The 23,064-nt window shown below is 70.5% G+C and carries 18 protein-coding genes; 11 read left to right on the top strand and 7 right to left on the bottom strand.

Going from position 1 to position 23,064, the window contains the following annotated elements:
- The first annotated feature begins 164 nt into the window (after positions 1 to 164).
- Positions 165 to 1,763, top strand: a complete 1,599-nt coding sequence (locus tag ACWIGI_RS03915; protein ID WP_454200832.1) for a DUF4185 domain-containing protein — start codon at positions 165 to 167, stop codon at positions 1,761 to 1,763.
- A gap of 66 nt (positions 1,764 to 1,829) precedes the next feature.
- Here the strand turns inward: ACWIGI_RS03915 and ACWIGI_RS03910 are convergent, their stop codons facing one another.
- The 3 genes from ACWIGI_RS03910 to ACWIGI_RS03900 all read right to left on the bottom strand — a co-directional run bounded on the left by ACWIGI_RS03910 (position 1,830) and on the right by ACWIGI_RS03900 (position 4,562).
- On the bottom strand, positions 1,830 to 2,696 hold the full coding sequence (locus ACWIGI_RS03910) for a 5-oxoprolinase subunit C family protein (RefSeq protein ID WP_454200831.1): 867 nt from the start codon (positions 2,694 to 2,696) through the stop codon (positions 1,830 to 1,832).
- Positions 2,693 to 3,544: a 5-oxoprolinase subunit B family protein gene (locus tag ACWIGI_RS03905; RefSeq protein WP_454200830.1), complete on the bottom strand. Its 852-nt coding sequence runs from the start codon at positions 3,542 to 3,544 to the stop codon at positions 2,693 to 2,695. Before ACWIGI_RS03905 ends, ACWIGI_RS03910 begins: the two co-directional genes overlap by 4 nt.
- Before the next feature lie 265 nt (positions 3,545 to 3,809).
- On the bottom strand, positions 3,810 to 4,562 hold the full coding sequence (locus ACWIGI_RS03900) for a LamB/YcsF family protein (protein WP_454200829.1): 753 nt from the start codon (positions 4,560 to 4,562) through the stop codon (positions 3,810 to 3,812).
- A 161-nt stretch (positions 4,563 to 4,723) separates the two neighbouring features.
- On the opposite strand from ACWIGI_RS03900, the gene ACWIGI_RS03895 reads away from it, so the two are divergent.
- Positions 4,724 to 5,551: a hypothetical protein gene (locus ACWIGI_RS03895; protein WP_454200828.1), complete on the top strand. Its 828-nt coding sequence runs from the start codon at positions 4,724 to 4,726 to the stop codon at positions 5,549 to 5,551.
- Between the two features lie 32 nt (positions 5,552 to 5,583).
- Here ACWIGI_RS03895 and ACWIGI_RS03890 read toward each other — a convergent pair whose 3' ends face one another.
- Positions 5,584 to 7,044, bottom strand: coding sequence for a CCA tRNA nucleotidyltransferase (locus ACWIGI_RS03890; RefSeq protein ID WP_454200827.1), 1,461 nt, complete (start codon positions 7,042 to 7,044; stop codon positions 5,584 to 5,586).
- 130 nt (positions 7,045 to 7,174) lie between these two features.
- Between ACWIGI_RS03890 and ACWIGI_RS03885 the strand changes: the two genes are divergently transcribed.
- The 8 genes from ACWIGI_RS03885 to ACWIGI_RS03850 all read left to right on the top strand — a co-directional run bounded on the left by ACWIGI_RS03885 (position 7,175) and on the right by ACWIGI_RS03850 (position 19,452).
- The gene (locus ACWIGI_RS03885; RefSeq protein WP_354988339.1) at positions 7,175 to 7,711 is read left to right on the top strand and encodes an NUDIX hydrolase; all 537 of its coding nucleotides are present in this window, start codon (positions 7,175 to 7,177) and stop codon (positions 7,709 to 7,711) included.
- On the top strand, positions 7,708 to 10,248 hold the full coding sequence (locus ACWIGI_RS03880; protein WP_454200826.1) for a DUF6049 family protein: 2,541 nt from the start codon (positions 7,708 to 7,710) through the stop codon (positions 10,246 to 10,248). The genes ACWIGI_RS03885 and ACWIGI_RS03880 overlap by 4 nt, the downstream gene beginning before the upstream one ends.
- 568 nt (positions 10,249 to 10,816) lie before the next feature.
- Complete coding sequence (murJ, locus tag ACWIGI_RS03875; protein ID WP_454201019.1) at positions 10,817 to 14,677, top strand: murein biosynthesis integral membrane protein MurJ; 3,861 nt, start codon at positions 10,817 to 10,819, stop codon at positions 14,675 to 14,677.
- A 342-nt stretch (positions 14,678 to 15,019) separates the two neighbouring features.
- Positions 15,020 to 15,562: an RNA polymerase sigma factor SigM gene (sigM, locus tag ACWIGI_RS03870; protein ID WP_454200825.1), complete on the top strand. Its 543-nt coding sequence runs from the start codon at positions 15,020 to 15,022 to the stop codon at positions 15,560 to 15,562.
- Positions 15,563 to 15,604: 42 nt separating this feature from the next.
- Complete coding sequence (locus tag ACWIGI_RS03865; protein WP_454200824.1) at positions 15,605 to 16,540, top strand: hypothetical protein; 936 nt, start codon at positions 15,605 to 15,607, stop codon at positions 16,538 to 16,540.
- A 153-nt stretch (positions 16,541 to 16,693) separates the two neighbouring features.
- The gene (gene trxB, locus ACWIGI_RS03860) at positions 16,694 to 17,677 is read left to right on the top strand and encodes a thioredoxin-disulfide reductase (protein ID WP_454200823.1); all 984 of its coding nucleotides are present in this window, start codon (positions 16,694 to 16,696) and stop codon (positions 17,675 to 17,677) included.
- Positions 17,678 to 17,687: 10 nt separating this feature from the next.
- Entirely contained in the window at positions 17,688 to 18,026 is a 339-nt protein-coding gene (gene trxA / locus ACWIGI_RS03855) for a thioredoxin (protein ID WP_454200822.1), read from the top strand.
- 229 nt (positions 18,027 to 18,255) lie between these two features.
- The gene (locus ACWIGI_RS03850) at positions 18,256 to 19,452 is read left to right on the top strand and encodes an N-acetylmuramoyl-L-alanine amidase (protein ID WP_454200821.1); all 1,197 of its coding nucleotides are present in this window, start codon (positions 18,256 to 18,258) and stop codon (positions 19,450 to 19,452) included.
- 77 nt (positions 19,453 to 19,529) lie between these two features.
- Here the strand turns inward: ACWIGI_RS03850 and ACWIGI_RS03845 are convergent, their stop codons facing one another.
- The 3 genes from ACWIGI_RS03845 to ACWIGI_RS03835 form a co-directional block, all read right to left on the bottom strand.
- Positions 19,530 to 20,258, bottom strand: coding sequence for a GNAT family N-acetyltransferase (locus tag ACWIGI_RS03845; protein ID WP_454200820.1), 729 nt, complete (start codon positions 20,256 to 20,258; stop codon positions 19,530 to 19,532).
- A 226-nt stretch (positions 20,259 to 20,484) separates the two neighbouring features.
- Complete coding sequence (locus ACWIGI_RS03840) at positions 20,485 to 21,519, bottom strand: ParB/RepB/Spo0J family partition protein (RefSeq protein WP_454200819.1); 1,035 nt, start codon at positions 21,517 to 21,519, stop codon at positions 20,485 to 20,487.
- Positions 21,520 to 21,568: 49 nt separating this feature from the next.
- Complete coding sequence (locus ACWIGI_RS03835) at positions 21,569 to 22,534, bottom strand: ParA family protein (RefSeq protein ID WP_454201018.1); 966 nt, start codon at positions 22,532 to 22,534, stop codon at positions 21,569 to 21,571.
- A gap of 338 nt (positions 22,535 to 22,872) precedes the next feature.
- Between ACWIGI_RS03835 and ACWIGI_RS03830 the strand changes: the two genes are divergently transcribed.
- The coding region (locus ACWIGI_RS03830) for a hypothetical protein (protein WP_454200818.1) at positions 22,873 to 23,064 on the top strand (192 nt) is incomplete at its 3' end.

The following is a 23,064-nucleotide window of genomic DNA, read 5'->3' as shown; positions in this document are numbered from 1 at the left end:
GCGATCGCCCCGCGTGTTCCACGGCCGGTCGACCGGCGTGTTCGTCTCGGCTCGATCACAACCGGCCGACAACGTGTTCCACCCGGCGCGGGCTCCGCGAACCGGCGGTTACCGTGGGAGCGAATCGCTCTCGGTGCACGTCCGGACGAGGAGAAGTACGCCGTATGGGATTTCGACCCGGTTCGCGCTCGGAAATCCCGGCGGCGCTGCTGTGCACGGGCGTGCTGACCGTGGGCACGCTGCTGCTGCCCGCGGCCCCGGCCCAGGCGCGCAGTCACCCGTGGGCGCCGCCGCCGGTGAACAGCTGCGGCGAAACCGGATTCGATCCGCTGCGCCGCGACCCCGAGCCCGGGGTTCCGATCCCGCCGCCCCCGCCGCCGGACCCCACCATTCGAATCCAGTTCCCGCTACCGGAATTGGTGCCGGTGCCCATGCCGGGGCCGAGACCGGACAACACGCGCATCGACCCGGCGCCGCTGCCCGCCGATCCGTGTGCGAACCCCTGCCCGGACATTCGCGACAACAAGCCGCCGGCCGACCCGGAACCCGGACTCGCGCCGGGCGTCCCGGACGCACCGCCCGCCACCGGCGGCTCGTCGGGGAGCGGGCCGCTGCCGCAGCTGCCGCGCCTGGAATTCCAGCCCGACATCGAGCCCATTCCCATTCCGGTGCCGGGCGGGGAACCCCCCGAACCGCAACCCCTTCCGCCCGCTGCGGTGCAACCGCCGGAGGTCGCGCGGGCCGTCGCGCCGCTGCCGCTGCCCGCGGTCGAATCGGTCGAACTGGTCCAGCAGGTCACCGGGCGCGGATCCGAGAATCGCACCGACATGCGCTGGTCCGTGGACGGCACCGACCTCGGACTCGTGTGGGAGCACCGGCCGGGGGAGGTCGCGGTCGTCTTCGGCGACACCTTCGGCAAGGGCTGGGAGCCGCCGGGCGCGGGCACCGGGGATCAGGACTGGCGCAGCAACGTCATCGCCTACAGCACCGATCGCGACCTGAGCGACGGACTCGCGCTGGACACCTTCGTCCAGGACAGCCGCTGCCACGCCGCCGAGATCCTGGACGCGCGGCGGCTGAAGAACCTCGAGGTCACCACCATTCCGACCTCCGGATTCAGCGTCGGCGACCGGCAGTACCTGAGTTACATGTCGGTCGCCCGATGGGGGATGCCCGGCATGTGGTGGACCGGGCACGGCGGGCTCGCCTGGTCCGACGACCACGGGCGCACCTGGACCAAATCGCAGTGGGCGCGCTGGGAGAACTTCTTCGGGCTCGGCCGGTTCCAGGTGGTGGCGATGGTGCCGCGGGGCGACTGGGTCTACATGTTCGGCACGCCCAACGGGCGCATGGGCACGGTCGGGCTCGCCCGGGTGCCCGCCGACCAGGTGCTGAACAAGACCGCCTACCAGTACTGGATCGGCGACACCTGGACCGCCGCCGCCGGACCCAACGAGTTGCTCGCCACCCCACTGGTTTCCGGCACCGCCAGCGAGCTCTCGGTGCACTACGACCCCGGCAGCGGACGCTGGCGCATGGTCTACCTGGACCTGCAGCGGAACCAGATCGTGCTGCGCACCGCCGCCGAACCCCAGGGCGTGTGGACCGAACCGGTCCCGCTCGCCGACCTCGACGACTATCCCTCGGCGTACGGCGGGTTCATCCACCCGTGGTCGACGGCCACCGATCTGTATTTCCTGATGTCGGCCTGGGACAGCTACAACGTGTATCTGATGCGGGCGCGGCTGCGGCCGGAGGAATGAGTCGCGGCATCCGAGACGTGTGCGGCACAGCCGTTTTCGTACGTGACTGGGCGTCCGGCGCGGGGATCAGTAGTAGGGGAGGAAGCGTAGTGGCTGGCCGGGGCGGGCCTGGGCCACGGCGTCCACGTCGGCGGCCGGCACCACGGCGATGACGGGGTAGCCGCCGGTGATCGGGTGGTCGGCGAGGAAGACGACCGGCTGGCCGCTCGGGGGGACCTGGACCGAGCCCAGCGCCATACCCTCGGTGGGCAACTCGCCGGATCGCGCGCGTTCCAGGGCGGGGCCGGTGCGGCGGTCCAGGCGCGCGCCGATGCGGTCGGTCTCCGAGGAGATCGACCAGTCACCGCGGAAGAGGGCGGCCGGGTCGGCGAACCAGTCCGCGCGCGGGCCCGGAATCGCCCGAACTGTGATGCGCCCGGCCGGCGGCGGAGCCACCGGGGCCACGTCGACGATCGGGTACTCGCGCGGCGGTGCGCCGATCGGCAGTGCGTCGCCCGCGCGCAGCGGATCCGGGCCGAGGCCGGACAGCGTGTCGCGACTGCGCGAACCGAGCACCGCGTCCACCGCCAGCCCACCGCGCACCGCGACGTAGCTGCGCAATCCCGCTGTCGCCCAGCCCAGCCGCAGCCGCTGCCCCTCCTCGAGCCGCAGCACGCTGGCCGCCCCCACCGGACACCCGTCGACCGTCGCGGGCGCGGCCGCACCGGTCACCGCGACGGTCAGATGCCGCTCGGCGAGCAGCTCCAGCCCACCCAGCAGCACCTCGATTCCGGCCGCCCCCTCGGGATTTCCCACCAGCCGGTTGGCCAGCCGCAACGACCCGCGGTCCGCCGCCCCCGCGACCCCGACCCCGGAGTCGAACCACCCCGGCCGCCCGAGATCCTGCACGGTGGCCAGCGGCCCCACCTTCTCCACCCGCAGTCCCGCGCTCATCGCCCCGCCTCGATATCGACGAACCGGACGCGCGTACCCGCGCGGACGAGGGCGGGCGGGTCTTGATCCACGTGAAACATCACGGCCTCCGTGGTGCCGATGAGCTGCCAGCCGCCGGGACTGCGCCGGGGGTAGACCGCGCTGTAGCCGCCGGCGAGGGCCACCGCGCCCGCCGGGATGGCGGTTCGCGCGCGATCGCGGCGGGGGACCGACAGGCGGCCGTCGGCGGATTCGAGATAGCCGAATCCGGGCGCGAATCCCGCGAAGGCGCACCGCCATTCGACCCCGGTGTGCTGGGCTATGACCTCGGCCTCGGTCAGCCCCAGCAGCTCTGCCACGGCTGCCAGGTCCTCGCCGTCGTACCGGACGGGGATGAGCACCGGCTCGGTGGGCGGATCGACGACGGCGGGTCCCCTGGGATCCAGCGCGTGTGCACGGGAATCACCCGCCGCCGGATCCGTGCTGTCCGCTCGTGAATCGGGAGCAGCAGGGGTGAGGCCGGTTTCAGCCGCTCCGGTGCGAGGGTGGGTCCTGCTGTCCGAGTCCCGCGACTTCGAGGTGGAACGGCCAGCGGCCGCGCGTTCGCCACCCACGCTGACCCGGGCCGCCGCGTCCAGGTGGCGCAGCAGCGTATCCAGGTGCCGCCGTACCGATTCCACGGCGGTGGGGGAGACCAGGGTGACCAGTACCGTCTCGGCGGCCGGCAGCACGTCCTGCACCCCCGCCGGGCGCGGGCGCAACGCGGCGACCAGGTCGGCCACCATCGACCGCACGGGCGGGATCACCAGCAGCGCGCTGTCGCCCGCGCGGCGGATCTCGCCGGCCCGCTCGATATCCGAATCGCTCATGACTCGCTCATTCCCGTGGGTGCGGCCGGACGATCGAGCCGCCACACCGTCATCGCCGCGGCGCGCACGGCATCGGCCGCGTGCCGGTGGGCAACCCGCCGTCCCGAACCATCGAACCCCCGATCACGCGCGGCGGAGGGCGTTTTCGGCGAGGCGCCGGCCGAATCGCCGGCACACCGTGCGATCCGAGCCGAGGGCACGAGGGGCCGGCGCTCCCGCGCGGGATCCGGCGCCACCGGGGTGCGAGCGCGCACGGCGCACCCCCTCAGGTGAAGGGCCGGACGGGGATCCGGGCCTCGTCGAGGGCGGCGCGGATCCGGCGGGCCATCTCCACCGCGGCGGGGGAGTCGCCGTGGACGCAGATGCTGGCGGCGTCGACCGTCACCGTGCCGCCGTCCACCGTCGTGGCCTTGGCGTCGCGAGCGATCGAGAGGGCCTGGGCCAGGGCGGCATCCGGGGTCAGGACCGCACCGGGACGGCCGCGGGGAGCGAGCAGGCCGTCGGGGGTGTAGGCACGGTCGGCGAAACCCTCGGCGTGGAAACGGGTTCCGGCGGACTCGGCGGCCCGGGCCAGCTCGGTGTTCGCGGGGCCGAGCAGGACCAGGTCCGGGTCGAACTCGCGCATCGCCGCGACGATCGCGTCCGCGAGGGCGCGGTCGGCGCCCGCCGCGTGATAGAGCGCGCCGTGCGGTTTGACGTAGCGCACCCGGTCTCCGGCCGCGCGCGCGAAAGCGTCCAGAGCTCCCAGCTGGTACAGGGTCTCGTCGCGCAGCTCGGCGGGGGACACCGCCAGCGCGCGGCGGCCGAAACCGGCGAGATCGCGATAGCCGATGTGCGCGCCGATCCGGACGCCCCGCTCGACGGCCAGGGCACAGGTGCGGCGCATGATCACCGGGTCACCGGCGTGGAAACCACAGGCGATGTTCGCGCTGGTGACCACCTCGAGCATCGCGGCGTCGTCGCCCATGCCGTACGCGCCGAACCCCTCGCCCAGATCGCTGTTCAGATCCACGGTCATACGGCCTCCCAGCAAACGGTCCTCGGGTCGCAGCTCCGATTGTGAAGGCGCGCCGAGCCCGGGACAAGAAACGCGGTCCGTACCCCGGCCGCCCGGGTGTGTCCTGAGTCACGCGCGTGCCCCTGGTGTGCGGACGAGTGACCAGTACGCTCGATGCAGACATGGCCACGTATTTCGATCCGAAGGCCTGGTCCCCGCTGCGCGCGGTGGACCTCGGGCTGGACCTGGGAAAACGCCTGTTCGACCAGACGTGGGTCGACCAGTGGACCAGCTTCACCACCGCCTGGATCGACCCCGTCACCGAAATCGGCGTCGGCACCGTCACCGCGCTGATGCCCGACGTGCTCATGACCCTGCTCTCCGAGGGCATCCTGAGCCGATTCGGCGGGCAGGAAGCCGCCGCCACCTTCATGGGTCACGAGCTGCGGGCCACCCTGCACACCCTCAAGGTGCGCAGACGCGGCGCGCACTTCCAGACCAAAACCGTTGTGACCGGCATGTATTGGAACGAGCACCCGGTCGAGGAGCTGACCGTCATCGCGCACGGCGTCCGGCTCGTCCCGGGCGTGCCGACCACCGTCCGCGCCGCGCAACTCGACGTCACCGGCGTCGTCACCATCGCCGCGCTGCTGAACTGGATCAACTCCTGGCAACCGGACTGGACGGTCGAGCCCGCCGGCGACGGCCTGGTCCTGGCCACCCACCGGCGAAAACGCCTGCGCGCCCTCATCGAAGCCCATATCACCGACAACGTCCTGAACATCACCGTGCAGCGGGCGCACTGGCTCGGCGTCCGCGCACCCCGCAGATGGACCCGGCTGCAACCGATTCCGCTGTCCGAACTGCCCAATCAGGCCCGGATCACCAGCGCGCACCGCGAGGGCGACCACATCCGCTTCACCGCCGACCTGCCCGGCATCGAGGGCTCGTTCGATCTGGCGCAGATCCGCTCGGCCATCGTCGCGGGCACCACGCTCATCGTGTTCTGAGCCCCGGGCCCTCGAACCCGGGGTCCCCGCGCCTATTTCGCGCTCTGCCACCACTCCAGCAACGCCGCCTCGGCCTCGTCGCGCGGCAGCGGGCCGCGATCCAGGCGCAGTTCCTTCAGGAACTTCCACGCCCGGCCCACGTCCGGCCCCGGCTGGATACCCAGCAACTCCATGATCGCGTTGCCGTCCAGATCCGGGCGCACCCGCGCCAGATCCTCCTGCTCGGCCAGCTTCTCGATCCGCGCTTCCAGATCGTCGTAGGTCGAACTGAGCAGCGCGGCCCGGCGCTTGTTGCGGGTCGTGCAGTCCGCGCGCACCAGCTTGTGCAGGCGCGGCAGCAGTTCCGCGCCGTCGGTCACGTAGCGGCGCACCGCCGAATCGGTCCACTGCCCCTTGCCGTACCCGTGGAAACGCAGGTGCAGGTACACCAGCCGCGCCACGTCCTCGGTGAACTGCTTGGGATACTTCAGGGCCCGCATGCGCTTGCGCACCATCTTCGCGCCCACCACCTCGTGGTGGTGGAAGCTCACGCCGCCGCCGGACTCGTTCTTCTTGGTGGGCGGCTTGCCGATGTCGTGCAGCAGCGCGGCCCAGCGCAGCACCAGATCCGGATCGCCCTCCTCCTGATCGATGGCCTGGCGCAACACGGTCAGCGAATGCTGATAGACGTCCTTGTGCTGGTGGTGCTCGTCGATCTCCAGCTGCATCGCGGGCACCTCGGGCAGCACCTGCGCGGCCAGCCCGGTCTCGACCATCACGTCGATGCCCTCGGTGGGATGCGCGCCGCCGATGAGCTTGTCCAGCTCCGCGCGCACCCGCTCGGCGGTGATGCGCTCGAGCTCCGGGGCCATCTCCACGATCGCGGCCCGCACCCGCGGCGCCAGGTCGAACCCCAGCTGGGACACGAACCGGGCGGCGCGCAGCATGCGCAGCGGATCGTCCTGGAACGAATCCTCCGGCAGCGCGGGCGTATCCAGCACGCCCGCCAGCAGATCGTCCATCCCGTTCAGCGGGTCCACGAACTCGAGTTCGCCGAGCCCGCCGATGCGCACCGCCATCGCGTTGACCCGGAAGTCGCGGCGCACCAGATCGCCTTCGAGGCTGTCGCCGAAGGTCACCTCCGGATTGCGCGAGACGCGGTCGTAGTTCTCGCTGCGGTAGGTCGTGATCTCCAGCTGCTGACCGTCCTTGGCCAGGCTCACCGTGCCGAACGCCAGCCCGCCGGTGTCCCACAGATGATCGGCCCACCCGCGCACGATGTCCTGCACCGCCTCGGGCCGGGCGTCGGTGGTGAAGTCCAGGTCGGTACCGAGCCGCCCGAGCACCGCGTCGCGCACCGTGCCACCCACCAGATAGAGCTGATGACCGTGCGCGGCGAACATCTCCCCCAGCGGGGTCAGTACATCGGAGAGCCGCCCCACGGTGATCGCCGCCGAGGCCAGCAATCGGGTACGGCGGTCCACGCTTGCTTGCTCGGACTGCTGCGAAACCACGAAAACGCAGCTTACGGGAATCCGCCCCGCCCGCCGATCCCGGACGCGTGCCAAGCGTCCGGGAGGGCGCGGGACGACGGGGCGGTCGCGGTGAAGCGGTGATTAGAGGCCGTCCCGCTAGACTGACCCAGTGTCTCCGGCCGATCGCGCGAACAGTCGACGCCGCCAGCCCCGGCGCCGTGGTTCGGCCGGTAGTGCGGCGAAACCTCGCATGCGCACCGTGCGGGAGACCTCGGCCGGTGGACTCGTGGTCGACGGCCTCGACGGCCCCAGCGAGAAGCGTTGCGCCGCACTGATCGGACGCACCGACCGCCGCGGGCGGCTGCTCTGGTCACTGCCCAAAGGACATATCGAAGAGGGCGAAACCGCTGAACAGACAGCGATTCGCGAAGTCGCCGAGGAAACCGGCATCAACGGCAGCGTGGTCGCCGAACTGGGCAGCATCGACTACTGGTTCGTGACCGAGGGCCGCCGGGTACACAAGACCGTGCACCATTACCTGATGCGATCGCTCGGCGGGGAACTCTCCGACGCCGACGTGGAGGTCACCAAGGTGGCCTGGGTTCCCTTGAGCGAATTGGACTCCCGCCTCGCCTACGCCGACGAGCGGCGCCTGGCCGAGGTCGCGAACCGGCTGATCGACCGGATGGAGAACGGCAGACAATGACGTGTGCGGGGTCCGGGGGGCCTGAGCAAGACACCGCGGCGGCACACCCGACTCGACCGAGAACGCTGCACCGCTGGATTCTGTCGTTCGCCGCGGTACTGCTGTCCGTCCTGGTGGCGTGCCCGCCGTTCGCGACGGCACAGCCGACCGGCAACGGTTCCGGCGCGCCCAGCGGACCGAAATTCCTGAAGCTGTCCCTGGATTCGGTCTCGCCGACGGCGATCACCGCGGCCAGCGATCCGTACTTCGTCGTCTCGGGCACCGTCACCAACATCGGCGACCGCCCGGTCGACGACGTCAGCGTGCGCGTCCAGCGCGCCGCGCCCGTGAACAGCCCCAGCGGGCTGCGCACCGCGCTGCGCCTGGACCAGATCAACTACGACGTCGCCGGCGAATTCCAGGACGTCGCAGAACAATTGACGCCCGGCCAGCGGAAACAGTTCAGCCTCACCGTCGCCCTGCGCGCCGGGGCCGAGACGCCGGGCGACATCTCCGCGCTCGACATCACCGCGCCCGGGGTCTATCCGCTGCTGCTCAACGTGAACGGCGAACCCGCGTACGGCGGTCAGGCCCGCCTCGACGACGCGCGCTTCCTGCTGCCCGTCCTCGGCGTGCCCGCGGCCACCGACCCCAAGGCCCCGGCCCCGGCCGTCCCGCCCGCGGTGGACGCGCCGCCGGTCGCCACCACTCTCGTCTGGCCGCTGGCCGACCGCCCGCGCCTGGTGGCCGGGCGACCCGGCTCGCCCGAGGGCGAGGCCCTGCTCACCGACGACGACCTGGCCGCCTCCCTGACCTCCGGCGGCCGCCTCGATCAACTCCTGTCGGCGCTCGAGACCGCGCTCAAACCCGACGGCGGCCGGGACAAGAACCTGCGCACCGCGCTGTGCCTGGCCGTCGACCCGGATCTGCTGCTCACCGTCTCCGACATGACCGACGGCTACCGGGTGCTCGCCAGCCCCTCGGATCCGGACGGATCCACCCGCGCCGGCGGCGGCGCGAGCGCGGCCAGGTCCTGGCTGGACCGGCTGCGCACCCTCGCCCCCGGCCTCTGCGTGGTCGCCCTGCCGTTCGCGCAGGTCGATCCCACCGCGCTGGCCGCCACCGGCGACCCCACGCTCTCCGAACGCGCGCTGAACGCGCCCGCGGACCTGGTCGACTCGATCCTGTCGGTGCAATCGGTGCGCGGGGTCGCCCTGCCGGACGCGGGCAGCATCGACTCCGAGGCCGCCGGCCTGTTCGCCCAGCACGGCTTCACCACCGCGGTGCTCGCCGACAACGCCGTCACCAACGGCACCGCGCGCCCGGAGATCACCACGGTCAAGAGCCCCGACGCCCCCCTCGAACCGGTGAACCCCGACATCGTGCGGCTGGCGAGCGTCCCGCTGCCCGCCACCGGCACGACCCCGCCCGCCACGCCGGAACTGCGCGCCGCGACCTTCGACATCTGGGCCGCCACCGCACTGGCCGCGGTCGGCTCGCACCCGCCGACCCCGCCGTTCACCCCGGACCAGGTGCGCTACGACGTCACCAACGACTCCCGCGCGGCGCGCCTGCAGGACGCGCTGGGCGCCATCTCCTGGTCCGCGCTGAATCCGCAGCCGGGACAACCCCGTTCGGCCCTGCTCATGCCGCCGCAGCAGTGGGGTCCCAACCGCGACGAGGCCACCGCGCTGCTCGGCCAGGTGGACGAACTGCTGCGCGCCAACCTCGCCACCGCGCGCTCGTTCCGCGACCTGCTGGCCCAGCCCGCCGATCCGCAGCCCTTCGAACTCGACTACCTCGCCGCGGCCGCCGAGGAAGCGGTGCCCACGCACTTCGCCGAACCGGTACGCCAGCAGGCGCATCGGCTCACCGAACTGATGAGCGCCCTGGTCGACGTGCCGCAGCAGGAACTGAGCCCGCGCGCCTTCCTGACCCCGCTGCGCGACGACCTGATCCGCGCGCTCACGCTGTCGGACCGGCGAGCCGGGGGCGCCCAGGCCGATATCAACGCCCAGCGCCGGATCGATCAGACCAGCCGCTGTGTGGACGATCTGTTCCTGTCGGTGACCGTGCTCCCGCCCGGCGGCGTCTACACCCTGGCCTCGGAACAGAGCCCCCTGCTGCTGGTGGCCCGCAACGATCTGCCCGTCGCGATCCGCGTCGAGTTCCGGATCGACGCGCCCGCCGACACCACCATCTCCGACATCGGCGAACAGCAGCTGCCCGCCAAGGGCACCCGCTCGTTCCAGATACCGACCGAGGTGTCCGAGAGCCGGAGCCTGAAGATCCCGATCGCGCTCACCACGCCGGACGGCGTGCCGCTGGGCGACGAGGTCAAGGTCTCGGTGCGCTCCAACGCCTACGGTCAGGTGTTGGCGATAGTCACCGCGAGCGCCGGCGCGTTACTGCTCCTGCTGGCCGGACGCCGGCTCTGGCACCGCTTCCGCGGGCAGTCGGATCCGGCCGACGAGGGTTTCGACGCGGAAACCCGGCGCCGGGTGAACCGATTCCGGCGGGCGCGCAAGCGCGAGTTACACAAGCAGGAGGCGCGGTGAGCCCGCTCAGGAAACAGGAGGCACGGTGAGCGAATACGGCGACGGTCCGCGCTCCTCGGGCCGGCCCGAGGACGGGCAGCCGCCCGCCCGCCGGCCGCCCTCCGCACCGTGGGAACGGGGAGCTCCGCCGCGGCGCGAGCCACCGCGACCCGCACCGCCGGGATTCGGCCCCGGCGGGCGAGGCACGCCACCGCCCCGGACTCCGGGCAATCCTCCCGGGGCGCCCGGTCGCCCACAACCGGGTCAACCGTCCGGTCCACCACGCGAGCGCGGCCCCCGGCCCGCCGAGGACGGACCCTTCATGCAGCGGCCCGCGATGCCGCAGCGGCCCGCGCCGCCGAAACCCCCACAGGGCCGATCGAACCCGCCGACCGAGCCGCCCCGCGGCGATCGGCCACCCGTACCCGGCCGGGCCCCCGCCGCCCGGCCCGCACCCAATCCCGACGACCGCTATCACTGGGGCCACAGCGACGCCGACCCCAACCGGCCCGCGGGCAGACCCGGACCGCAGCGCTACCCGACGCCGCCGCTGTCGAATCCGCAACAGCGCCAGCCGCTCCCGCGCAGCATGCCCGCCACGCGTGGCGGACCGGTCACCAGAGACCAGCCCGCGGCCATCGACAAACGGGACAACTCCAACGCGAAACTGGTCCGGGACTCCGGATCCATCGCCATCGCGACGCTGATGAGCCGGATCACCGGATTCGGTAAACAGCTCATGCTGCTCACCGTGCTCGGCCCGTCGATCGCCTCGGCCTTCGGCGTCGCCAACACCCTGCCCGCCATGATCTCCGAGCTGCTGCTCGGCGCGGTGCTCACCGCGATCGTGGTGCCCACGCTGGTGCGGGCGGAGAAAGAGGACCCGGACGGCGGCGCGGCCTTCGTCCGCAGGCTCTTCACCACCGCGTTCACCGTGCTCGGCACCGGAATGCTGCTGGCGCTGCTGCTGACCCCAGTGTTCACGCCGCTGCTCGTCCCGCACGACGGCAAGGTCGACACCGGGCTCACCACCGCCTTCACCTACCTCGTACTGCCCGCCATCCTGCTGTACGGCATGTCCGCGCTGCTGATGGCGATCCTCAACACCCATCAGGTGTTCCGGCCCGGCGCGTGGGCGCCGGTGCTCAACAACGTCGTGGTGCTCACCGTGCTGGTGCTGTACTGGCTCACGCCGGGCGAGATCACCCTGAATCCCACGAAGATGAGCGATCCGAAGCTGCTGCTGCTCGGTATCGGCGCGACGCTCGGTGTGGTCGTGCAGGTGGTCGTGCTGCTGCCGGCGATCCGGCGCGAGCGCATCGACCTACGTCCACTGTGGGGGATGGACCCGCGACTCAAGCGGTTCGCCGCCATGGGCGCCGCGATCATCCTGTACGTCCTGATCAGCCAGCTGGGCTGGATGGTCGCCACCCGGGTGCTCTCCCAGGTCGACGCGGCCGGTCCCGCCATCTACCAATTCGCCTGGCTGCTCCTGCAATTGCCGTACGGCGTCATCGGCGTGACCCTGCTGACCGCGATCATGCCGCGCCTCTCGCGCAACGCCGCGGCCGACGACACGCCCGCCGTGGTCGACGATCTCGGCACCGCCACCCGGCTCACCATGATCGCGCTGGTCCCCATCGTCACGTTCTTCACGCTGGCCGGACCGCAGATCGGCAGCGCGCTGCTGTCCTACGGCAAGTTCGGCGCCGGTGACGCCGAACGCCTCGGCGAAGCCGTGGCCTGGTCCGCGTTCACGCTGATTCCCTACGCGCTGGTCCTGATTCACCTGCGCGTGTTCTACGCGCGCGAGCAGGCGTGGACCCCGACCTGGATCATCCTCGGCATCGTCGCGGTGAAGGTCCTGCTCTCGGTGCTGTCCCCGCTCGTGGTGGACGACGAGCACGTCGTCATCGCCCTCGGCGTGGCGAACGGCCTGGGTTTCGTCGCAGGCGCGGTCATCGGCGGCTGGCTGCTGCACCGCAGTCTCGGCGACCTGCGCATGGCCAATGTCGGGCACACCATCACCCGGGTGGTGCTGGCCTCGGCGGCCGGCGGCGCGGTCATGCTGATCGCCGACAAGGTCATCGGCCTGCACCGGCTCTCGGACTCCTTCGGCGGCGTCGGCTCGGTCGTCCGGGTCGCGCTGACCGCCGTCATCATGTTCGGTGTCGCCTTCGCGCTCATGCGCCTGGCCGGCATCCCGGAGATCGTCGCCATCACCGTGGCCGTCTCGCGGCGCCTGGGGATCACCCCGCCCGCACCGGATCTCGAACTCGACGGCACCCCGCTCGAGGACATCCACGAGACCTCACTGATCCCGCGGCCCGATCTGCGCGCCGCGCCGTACTACTACCGCTTCGATCCGTACCTCGACGCGCAGACCATGGTGCTGCCCGTCGTCCGGCCCGAGGCGGTTGAACCCACCGTCAAGCACGAGTTCCCGTACCCTGTTCGGCAGACGAGCGCAACCGCCGGATCCGGCGTTCCGGCAGACTCGAACCGGAAGCCGGACAACGCCCGCACGACATGGGACGATGCTGTCCGTATGTCGCAGGACGGCGGTGCCCGTACGACATCGGATGCCGGTGGCCCGGTTCCGGCCCCGACATATCGTGCTTCGACACACCAGGGCGAAGGAGGAGCGAGGGTGAGCGACGACGCGGCGGGCGGTACCCCGGCCGCTGAATCTTCAGCGGGCGGCGGGCTCTCCACAGATGTCCCTCCGACCCCGGACGACACGAGTGGATCCCCGGGCGGCAAGGCCGGTTCCGCATCCAGAGGCGGCGAACGCGGCCCCCGGATCGAGCCGGAAGACCTACCCGAGCAGGCCGGCGCGGGCCCCGAAACCGGTGTCTACGAAGCGGTTTCCCCGCTCATGCCGCCCATGCGGGTCGAGACGACCGGCAAGCGGGTCCAGCGCGGTCCCAAGCTCATGCCCGGCGCCTCGGTGGCCGGTGGCCGCTACCGGCTGCTGGCCGGGCACGGCGGCGCGCGCGGGCTGAAGTTCTGGCAGGCCCTGGACGTGAAGCTGGACCGCGAGGTCGCGCTCACCTTCGTCGACGCCGACCAGACCGCCTCGGAGAACTCCGGACACGATGGGCCGCAGGCGATCCTGTCGCGCACGCTGCGCCTGGGCCGGATCAACTCGCCCGGCCTGGCCCGCGTCCTGGACGTGGTGCGCGGTTCGTCCGGCGGCATCGTGGTCGCCGAATGGACGCCCGGCCGCTCGCTCAAGGAGATGGCCGACACCGTGCCGTCCCCGATAGGAGCCGCCCGCGCCATCCGCGCCCTCGCCGCGGCGGCCGAGATGGCCCATCGCGGCGGCGGTTCGCTGTCCATCGATCACCCGGACCGGGTGCGCATCAGCGCCACCGGTGACGCGGTGCTCGCGTTCCCCGGCACGCTGGGCGATTCCGACGCGCAGTCCGACGTGCGCGGCCTCGGCGCGATGCTCTACGCGCTGATCACCGCGCACTGGCCGATCCGCACCGGTGGCGTCACCGGTACCGCGGCCACCATGGGCGGGCTGCCGCTGGCCGATTTCGGGCCGGACGGAACCCCGGTGGAGCCCAGGCAGATTCGGCCCGAGGTGCCCTTCGAGATCTCCGCGGTCGCGGTGCGCTCGCTGGAATCCAACAAGGGCGTGCGCACCGCGGCCACCGTCCAGCACGTGCTGGAACAGGCCTCGGTGGTGGATCAGAAGACCGATCTGATCCCGGTGCTGCGCCTGGGTCAGCGGCCGCCGTCCGCGCCGGACGAGTCGCTGGCCGATCCGGAACTGCTGGCGGCCGAGAAGGAACGCTCGCAGCGAATGATGTGGATCCTGGTCGGGCTCGGCGTGCTCGCCGCGCTGGTGGTCGGCGTCATCATCTGGTGGCTGCTGAGCGTGTTCGCGCCGGGCAGCTCGTCCGAGCCGCTCAACGAACAGCGCAACATCGGCCTGACCACCTCGCAGTCCGCGCCCGCGGCCCCGGGCGCGCCGTCGTCCCCGGCCACGGCCGCGGAGGGCGTGCCGGTGCCGGTCACCGGCGCGATGGTGTTCTCCCCGGAGGGCACCCCGGACAATCCCGGCGGCGTGGGCGCGGTCCTGGACAGCAACGGCGCCACCCTGTGGCGCACCGACGCGTACTTCCAGCAGTTCCCGGCCCTGAAGAAGGGGCTGGGGGTGCTGGCGACGCTGGGCAGCCCGAGCAAGCTGACCAAGGTCGTCATCGAATCGCCCTCGGCCGGAACGCAGGTCGAGATCCGGACCTCGCCGACCGCGTCGCCGACGCTCGATCAGACCCAGTTGATCGGGTCGGCGACGCTCGGTGACGGTCTCACCGAGATTCCGGTCAAGGCGGATCAGCCCGCGCGCTACGTCCTGATCTGGATCACCGCGCTGGGCAGCAACGGCGGCCAGCACCAGACCTCCATCGCCGAACTGCGTTTCGAAGCGGCTCCCTAGGAATCGATTCCCCCGCGCCCACGGGCGCGGGGCGATCGGGCCGGTCGGCACGGACTGTCCCTTTCGCCTGAAAAGGGGGTGCGAGCTGCGCTTTTGCCGCCCGAACCACTGCTCCGGGATCGGCATCCTCGATATGATCTTGCGTACTCACCGGCAGGGGAGCGCACGCCATCCGGCCCTTTGCGATCCGGCAGGCGTGCGGACAACCGAGGTGGCACACGGCCGGCCGTGAAGACCGTGGCCACCCCCTTGGGGGTTGCATTGTCGTCTGCGCAGCAATACGGGGAAATCACGGGGGCGCATGCCCCTTTCGTCGGCACGGCCGTCCGGTCCCGCCCCCGCGTGACCGAAGCCTCCGACCAGGATCTGCTCACCGCGCACGCCACCGGTGAACGGCACGCCTTCGCCGAGCTGTTCCGCCGTCACCGCGACCATCTGTGGCAGACCGCGCTACGCGCCTCCTACACGCGCGAGGACGCCGCGGATTCGCTACAGGACGCCCTACTGTCCGCCCACCGCGGTGCGGGCGCCTTCCGCGGGGAGTCCGAGGTGCGCAGCTGGCTGCATCGCATAGTCGTCAACGCGTGCCTCGATCGGATACGTCGCAACAAACTGCGGCACACGGTACCGTTGTCCGACGAGTCGCTAGCCGAACCCCTTTATGCCCGCGACGATTTCGCGAATCTGGAGACCGCGCTGGTCGTCGACGCCGCACTCTTCCTGCTGCCCGCCGATCAGCGCACCGCCCTGGTCGCCGTGGTGCTGGAGGGCTATTCGGTCGCTGACGCCGCCGCACTCCTCGGCGTTCCCCCCGGAACGATCAAGAGTCGCTGCGCGCGCGGCCGGCGGCGACTCGAAGCACACCTGAACTCGATCGACACCTGACATTCCGCCGAATTCCCACACCCGGGTCCTTCTGGAGGGGCGATGAACGACAAGGCCGAGCACGTCGGCGCGGGACATATCGGGGCGGGGGCCGGAACCATACCCCGGCCGCCCTTCGCCACCGAGCTCCTGGCCGACCTGCACGCCGGGAACCTGCCCGAGCATCTGGCCGACCAACTCTGGCCCGCGGTGCGCCGCGATCCGGACGCCGCACGCTATCTGCGCTCATTGGACGCGGTGAACGCCGGCCTGCGCGATCTCGGGCGCGAGGACTACCTGCTGCACCCCATGCCCGGCGACGTGAGCGACCGCCTGGAACGCATGATCGACGACCTGTCCGCCCCGGCCGTGCCGCCCCGGCAGGCGGCCACCGTGCACCGGCTCCCGGCGCGGGCACGCACCACCCCAGTGGGCCCGCCGACCACCGCGCCCATCCCGCTGCTCGCCGGGGCCGGCATCTACGACACCGGCCGGCTCGACCCGCGCGAACTCGACGAACAGCACGGGGCCGGCGACACCCGCGACACCGACGAGGAATTCGATCCCCAGGCCGGGCGCAGCACCGGCCGCCCGTCGCGGCGGTGGCTCTGGCTCACCACCGCGGCCGCGGCCACCGCACTGGTCGCCGGGGGTCTGGTGGCAGCCGACGCCATGCGCACCCGGGACGCCACCGGCACCGCCGTCCCGGCCGCGGAAGCCCGGCTCGCGGCCGACCTACCCCACACCACGATGCTCAGCGCCATGGGCAGGCGTGAGATCAGCGGCCCGCTGGCGGCCGGCGACGCCCTCACCGATTGCCTGCGGGCCGCCGGTCTCGACCGCCCGGTCCTGGGCGCGCGCAGCGTGGTGTTCGGCGAACAGCAGGCGGTGCTCGTGCTGCTGACCGGACCCAAGGCCCCCGTGATCACCGCCGCGGTCCTCGCCGCGAGCTGCACGGCCGACGATCCGCGGGTGCTCGCGACCACCGATATCGGCTGATCCCGGCCCGGGGGCGCGCCCGACACGATCATTCCCCTATGGAAGGTCCCGGACGGTCCCCGGCCCCGTACCCCCCGAGCAACGGGAACAACAGCGTTTACGCTGTTGTTGACCGACACGCCTGACACCCGAAATATTGCCTCGGAGGATCCTTTGAGTACCGCTGTTCGCGACCTGATCATCGTCGGTTCCGGACCGGCCGGATACACCGCAGCCGTGTACGCCGCGCGCGCGGAACTCCAGCCCCTGCTTTTCGAAGGCACCCAGTTCGGCGGCGCCCTCATGACCACCACCGAGGTCGAGAACTTCCCCGGCTTCCGCGAGGGCATCATGGGCCCCGACCTCATGGAGGAGATGCGCGAGCAGGCCAAGCGGTTCGGCGCCGACATCCGCACCGAGGACGTCGACGAGCTCGACCTGTCCGGCCGCATCAAGAAGGTCACCGTCGGCGGCGAGGTCTACGAGGCGTACGCGGTCATCCTGGCCATGGGTTCGGCCGCCCGCTACCTGAACGTCCCCGGCGAGCAGAAGCTCCTGGGCCGCGGCGTCAGCGCCTGCGCCACCTGCGACGGCTTCTTCTTCAAGGGCCAGGACATCGTCGTGGTCGGCGGCGGCGACTCCGCCATGGAAGAGGCGACCTTCCTCACCAAGTTCGCCGCCAGCGTCACCGTCATCCACCGCCGCGAAGAGTTCCGCGCCTCGCGCATCATGCTGGAGCGGGCCAAGTCCAACGAGAAGATCCGCTTCCTGCTGAACTCGGAAGTGGCCGAGGTGCACGGTGATTCGGCCGTCACCAGCCTGACCATCCGCGACACTCGCACCGGCGAGACCTCCGAACTGGCCGCCACCGGCCTGTTCGTCGCCATCGGTCACGACCCGCGCAGCGAGCTCGTCGTCGGCCAGGTCGATCTGGACAGCGAAGGCTACGTGCAGGTGCGGGGCCAGTCGACCTACACCTCGCTGCCCGGCGTCTTCGCCGCGGGCGACCTGGTCGATCACACCTACCGCCAGGCCATCACCGCCGCGGGCACCGGCTGCCGCGCGGCCATCGACGCCGAACGCTGGCTCGCCGAGCAGGGCGACATCACCAGCAACACTCTCGAGCACGCCGGCCAGCCGGTGGAAGTCACCAACTAAGGAGCGATCCATGTCCGACGCCAAGACCACCGCCACGAAGACCGTCACCGACGCCACCTTCGCCCAGGACGTGCTGGCCAGCGAGAAGCCGGTACTGGTCGACTTCTGGGCGACCTGGTGCGGTCCGTGCAAGATGGTCGCCCCGGTGCTGGAGGAGATCGCCGCCACCCACGCCGACGCACTGACCATCGCCAAGGTGGACGCGGACAACAACCCGGAGTCCGCGAAGGACTACGGCATCCTGTCGCTGCCCACCATGGTTCTCTTCCAGGGCGGCAAGGAAGTCAAGCGCATCGTCGGCGCGAAGGGCAAGGCCGCGCTGCTGCGTGAACTCGAAGGCGTCATCTGACACCCGAGTTCGGGCGCACTCTGTAGGATTTCGTCGCCGCGGCGTCCGCGCGGGACCCCGGGCTCCGGCTCGGGGTTCGGTTCGCGGGCGCCACGGTAGGATGCCTGCACTCGACAGTTGCCGAAATCTGGTCCGGGTCTGAGACAATCGACCGACGCTCCGGTCGTGCGTGGTGTAAACCTCTGCACGAGTGGGTACCCGGGTTGGCGGAAGGAAAGGGCTCTTACGCATGCACCGACTTCGTCACGGCGATACTGGACCAGCCGTAGCTGAGGTTCGGAGCACCCTCGCAAGCCTCGGGTTCCTGCACGCACACCCCAACAGCGACCCCGGCGCCCGCAACGGTGAGTACTGGAAGGACTCGGACGCCAGCTTCGACCACGATCTGGACTCCGCGGTCCGCGCGTTCCAGCAGCATCGCGGTCTGCTCGTGGACGGCGTCGTCGGCCCCGCCACCTATCGGGCGCTGAAAGAGGCCTCCTACCGGCTCGGCGCCCGCACCCTCATCTATCAGCTCTCCGCCCCGCTGTACGGCGACGACGTGGCCACCCTGCAGCGCCGCCTGCAGGATCTGGGCTTCTACGTCGGCCGGGTGGACGGCTTCTTCGGCCCGCACACGCACGAGGGCCTCACCTCCTTCCAGCGCGAGATCGGCCTGGCCTCGGACGGCATCTGCGGTCCGGACACCCTGCGCTCGCTCGATCTGCTCGGCGCCCGCGTCACCGGCGGCAATCCGCATCGCATCGCCGAGGAAGAGGTCGTGCACCGGGCCGGGCCGCAACTCACCGGCAAGCGCATCGTCATCGATCCGGGCCTGGGCGGGCCGGACAAGGGCTCGGCCGTGCCCACCGAATTCGGTGACGTCTACGAGTCGGAGATCCTCTGGGATCTGGCGAGCCGGCTCGAGGGCCGCATGGCCGCCACCGGCATGGAGACCTTCCTGTCCCGGCCGTGGGGCGCCAATCCCACCGACGCCGACCGCGCCGAGACCTCCAACACCTTCGACGCCGATCTGATGATCTCGCTGCGCTGCGCGGGCAACCCGAGCACCTCCGCGAGCGGGGTCGCCAGCTTCCACTTCGGCAATTCGCACGGCTCCACCTCGATGATCGGCCAGGTGCTGGCCGGCTTCATCCAGCGGGAGATCGTGGCGCGAACCTCGTTGCAGGACTGCCGAACCCACGCGCGCACCTGGGATCTGCTGCGGCTCACCAAGATGCCGACCGTCCAGGTCGACATCGGTTACCTCACAAACGATTACGACTCGTCCGTGCTGACGAATCCGCGCATGCGCGACGTCATCGCCGAAGCCATCCTGATCTCGGTGAAGCGGCTCTATCTGCTCGGGCAGGACGATCAGCCCACCGGCACCTACACCTTCGCCGAACTGCTCGCCGAGGAACTGGCCGCCGCCGACCGCATCTGAGCGCACACCCCCGGCAACGAGAAACCCCGCCTCCGGATCACTCGGGAGAGCGGGGTTTCGCCGTGCGGGGCAACCTCTTACAGGGTGACGAGCCGGTTCGGCATGGTCATGGCCGCGGCCGCGAGCAACTGATCCAGCGCGCGCTCCACGTCCTCCTTCCACAGGTGGTCACTGTCCAGCTCCAGCCGCAACCGCGGGAAACGATGGTGCGCGGCAACCACTTTGAAGCCGACCTCCTCCAGGAAATCGGCGTCGATCATGCACGTCTCCGGCGCGCACCCGGCCGCGGCCGGCGGATTGGCCGCCCGCGACGGCGTCGGGGCGATCCGTTCGAGCAGGGTCATGGAACCGAAGCGATCCGCCATCGCGGTGGCCGGCGGATCCCAGCGCAGGCCGAACGCCTCGATGGCCCGGACGCCACGACGCACCAGATCGCTCACCACGGCCTGAATGAGCTGCTGGGCTACCCCGTTGTGGTGGTAGGGGTTTTCGGCCCGCAGCGTGGTCAGCAGGACCGCGTCCGGGCTCACGGGGGAGGTGGGGAACAGTCCGGCGCGCGGCACCCGATTCGGCGGCGAGTAGATCGCGCACCCGGCGGGCTTGTCGTCGACCAGTGCGACCTGCCCGCAGGAACCCCACTCCAGTAGCACGGAGGAGAGCCAGGCCTCCTTCTCGAAGACCGGGTCACTGAATTCCCGGGAGTCCGCGGCCACCGCCGGATCGATCTCCCAGAACACACACCGCCGGGCGTGTGCCGGAAGTTTGTCGAGTCCGCCGAGGGTTAGTGCGGTAACGCTGGTCGACACCGCTCTGCTCAGCCTCCAGCTGTCCGATTCATCCACACTCACGCCGCATCAATATCCGCTCGCCAGCAAGAATAAGCGATCAAAGCAACACGCCTCTCCGGGCCTCTGTTCAGGGGTGCTGAACGCCTCTGTCACAGTGACGTTTCCTCCCCGACCCGGTGGGTGGGGGCCCGAACCTCCGATTTTCCACACTTTCGGAGCCCGGGGGCGGAGCCCCTGAGACCGCTCAGCTCTTCGCTTGCTCCATCAGGCTGACGATGCGTTCGAGGTCGTCCACGGAACCGAACTCGACAGTGATCTTGCCCTTGCGCTTTCCGAGAATCACGGTGACCCGAGTGTCGAAGGATTCCGACAATCGCTCCGCTACATCCTGCAGGCCCGGCATCTGGATCGGCTTCCGCTTGGCACTCGGGGGAGTGGCGGCGGAATCGGGTTCCCGGTTGGCCAGGGTGACGGCCTCCTCGGTCGCCCGCACCGACATACCTTCGGCGACGATCCGCGCGGCCAGTGCCTCCTGCGCGTCGGCTCCACCCTCCAGCGCCAGCAGTGCGCGGGCGTGCCCGGCGGACAACACGCCGGCCGCGACCCGGCGCTGCACCGGAATCGGAAGTTTCAGCAGGCGAATCATATTCGTCACGACCGGTCGGGAGCGGCCGATTCGCGAAGCCAGTTCATCATGGGTGACGCCGAACTCCTCGAGCAGCTGCTGATAGGCCGCCGCCTCTTCGAGGGGATTCAACTGCACCCGATGGATGTTCTCCAGCAACGCGTCCCGCAGCAGCGACTCGTCCGCGGTCTCGCGCACGATCGCCGGGATGGCCCCCAGCCCCGCTTCCTGGCTGGCGCGCCACCGCCGCTCGCCCATGATGAGCTGATACTTCGGCGTCGCCCCGGATTCGACCTGCCGCACCACGATGGGCTGCATGAGGCCGAATTCCTTGATGGAGTGCACCAGTTCGGCGAGCGCCTCGTCCTCGAACACCTGACGCGGCTGCTTCGGGTTCGGGACGATCTGCTCGGGCGGGATCTCCCGGTACGTCGCACCGGCGTCCGCGCCCGCGAGATCCACCGCGTCCTCGACCACATCGGCCGGATCCGGAACCCGGTGCAGGAAGGCCGAAGCCGGCTGCGGGCCGATCGGGTCCAGGCCGATGACCACGTTGGCGGCGGCGCTGCCCAGGCCGCCCGGTGTCGCCGTCGGCCCGGTCGGGATCAGCGCGGCGAGACCGCGTCCCAGTCCACCTTTCTTCGCCTGACTCATCGGTCTACTGACCCCTTTCCTTCATCACCCACCGGATCGAACTCATCTACTACACACCAGCATCGGGCACGGCGGCCGATCCGGCGGGCTGCGCCGCGCGGGAAGCCATCTCGCGACCCGCGTCGAGGTAGCTCATGGCGCCGCGGGAACCGGGATCGTAATCCAGCACCGTCATGCCGTAGCCCGGCGCTTCGGAGACCTTGACGCTGCGCGGGATGACCGAGCGCAGCACCGCGTCACCGAAGTGGCCGCGCACCTCTTCCGCCACCTGATCGGCGAGCTTGGTGCGGCCGTCGTACATGGTGAGAACGACCGTGGAGACATGCAATTCGGGGTTGAGATGAGCCTGCACCAGACCGATGTTGCGCAGCAGCTGGCCGACGCCTTCGAGCGCGTAGTACTCGCACTGGATGGGGATCAGCACCTCTTTGGCGGCGACCATGGCGTTGACCGTGAGCAGGCCGAGCGAGGGCGGGCAGTCGATCATGACGTAGTCGATGTCGTAGCCGGCGAGGTTCGCCTCCTGAATGGCGGACTTCAGGCGGTTCTCGCGGGCGACCATGGAGACGAGTTCGATCTCGGCGCCGGCCAGATCGATGGTGGCCGGAATGCACAGCAGCCGTTCGCTGTGCGGGCTCTGCTGGATGGCGTCCTTCACCGAGCATTCGCCGATGAGTAGTTCGTAGCTCGACGGGATGCCGGAGTGGTGGGGGATACCGAGCGCGGTGCTCGCGTTGCCCTGCGGATCGAGATCGACCACCAGCACGCGCATGCCCTGCATGGCGAGCGCGGCGGCCAGGTTGACGGTCGTGGTCGTCTTACCCACGCCGCCTTTCTGATTGGCGATGGTGATGACCCGCTGTTCCCGGGGGCGCGGTATCGCGCCGGCGCCGTTGGGGTGCAGCACCTGGCTGGCGCGGGAGGCTTCCGCGGCGATGGGGGTTTCGATAGGGGAGATGTTGCCGAAGGGCGTGCGACTGAACTCTTCTACATCGAAGGATCCGGTATCGAGCATGCCGGGCACTCGGGACGTTGTTTCCCGTGAAACATTCGCCGGACCGTTGGACATACAGGCTCCTAACCCCGAGAACTCAAAGACACGTGGCCGAGCTGGCGCATTCCATCACTACCGCCGCACCTGGCAACCTCGACGACAGACCGACTACGAAGGCCAGTGGGCATGACGCGACGTTGCGTTGTCACCGAGAAGGTGCGAGGTGCGCGACGATCGATACCCATCCCGAAGCCGTTCCCAGCTGACGCCGCAGCCGATTTCGAGCCGCTGCCGGGCATCGCAGTCTGCGCTCACGCTCGACGAGGACTAGCTTGCCAGTACCGGACACAATACGGAAGTTGAACGGCAACTATGCGCACCCGACACGCACAACGCGCCCGATTCTCGAGTGCGCGTCATGGTTTCCCGTGAAACATCGCGACTGCCGGGCGCCCGGCGACACCGACCCCGAACGCACGATGCGGGCGCGGATGCTCGTGCCTCCGCGCCCCCAAACGGTGGAAAAGAATGCCGTGCCGGATGAACCGCCA

Source organism: Nocardia sp. NPDC055321 (genome assembly GCF_053645575.1).
The sequence above is the reverse complement of the archived record's forward strand: the minus strand, read 5'-3'. Positions and strand labels throughout refer to the sequence as shown.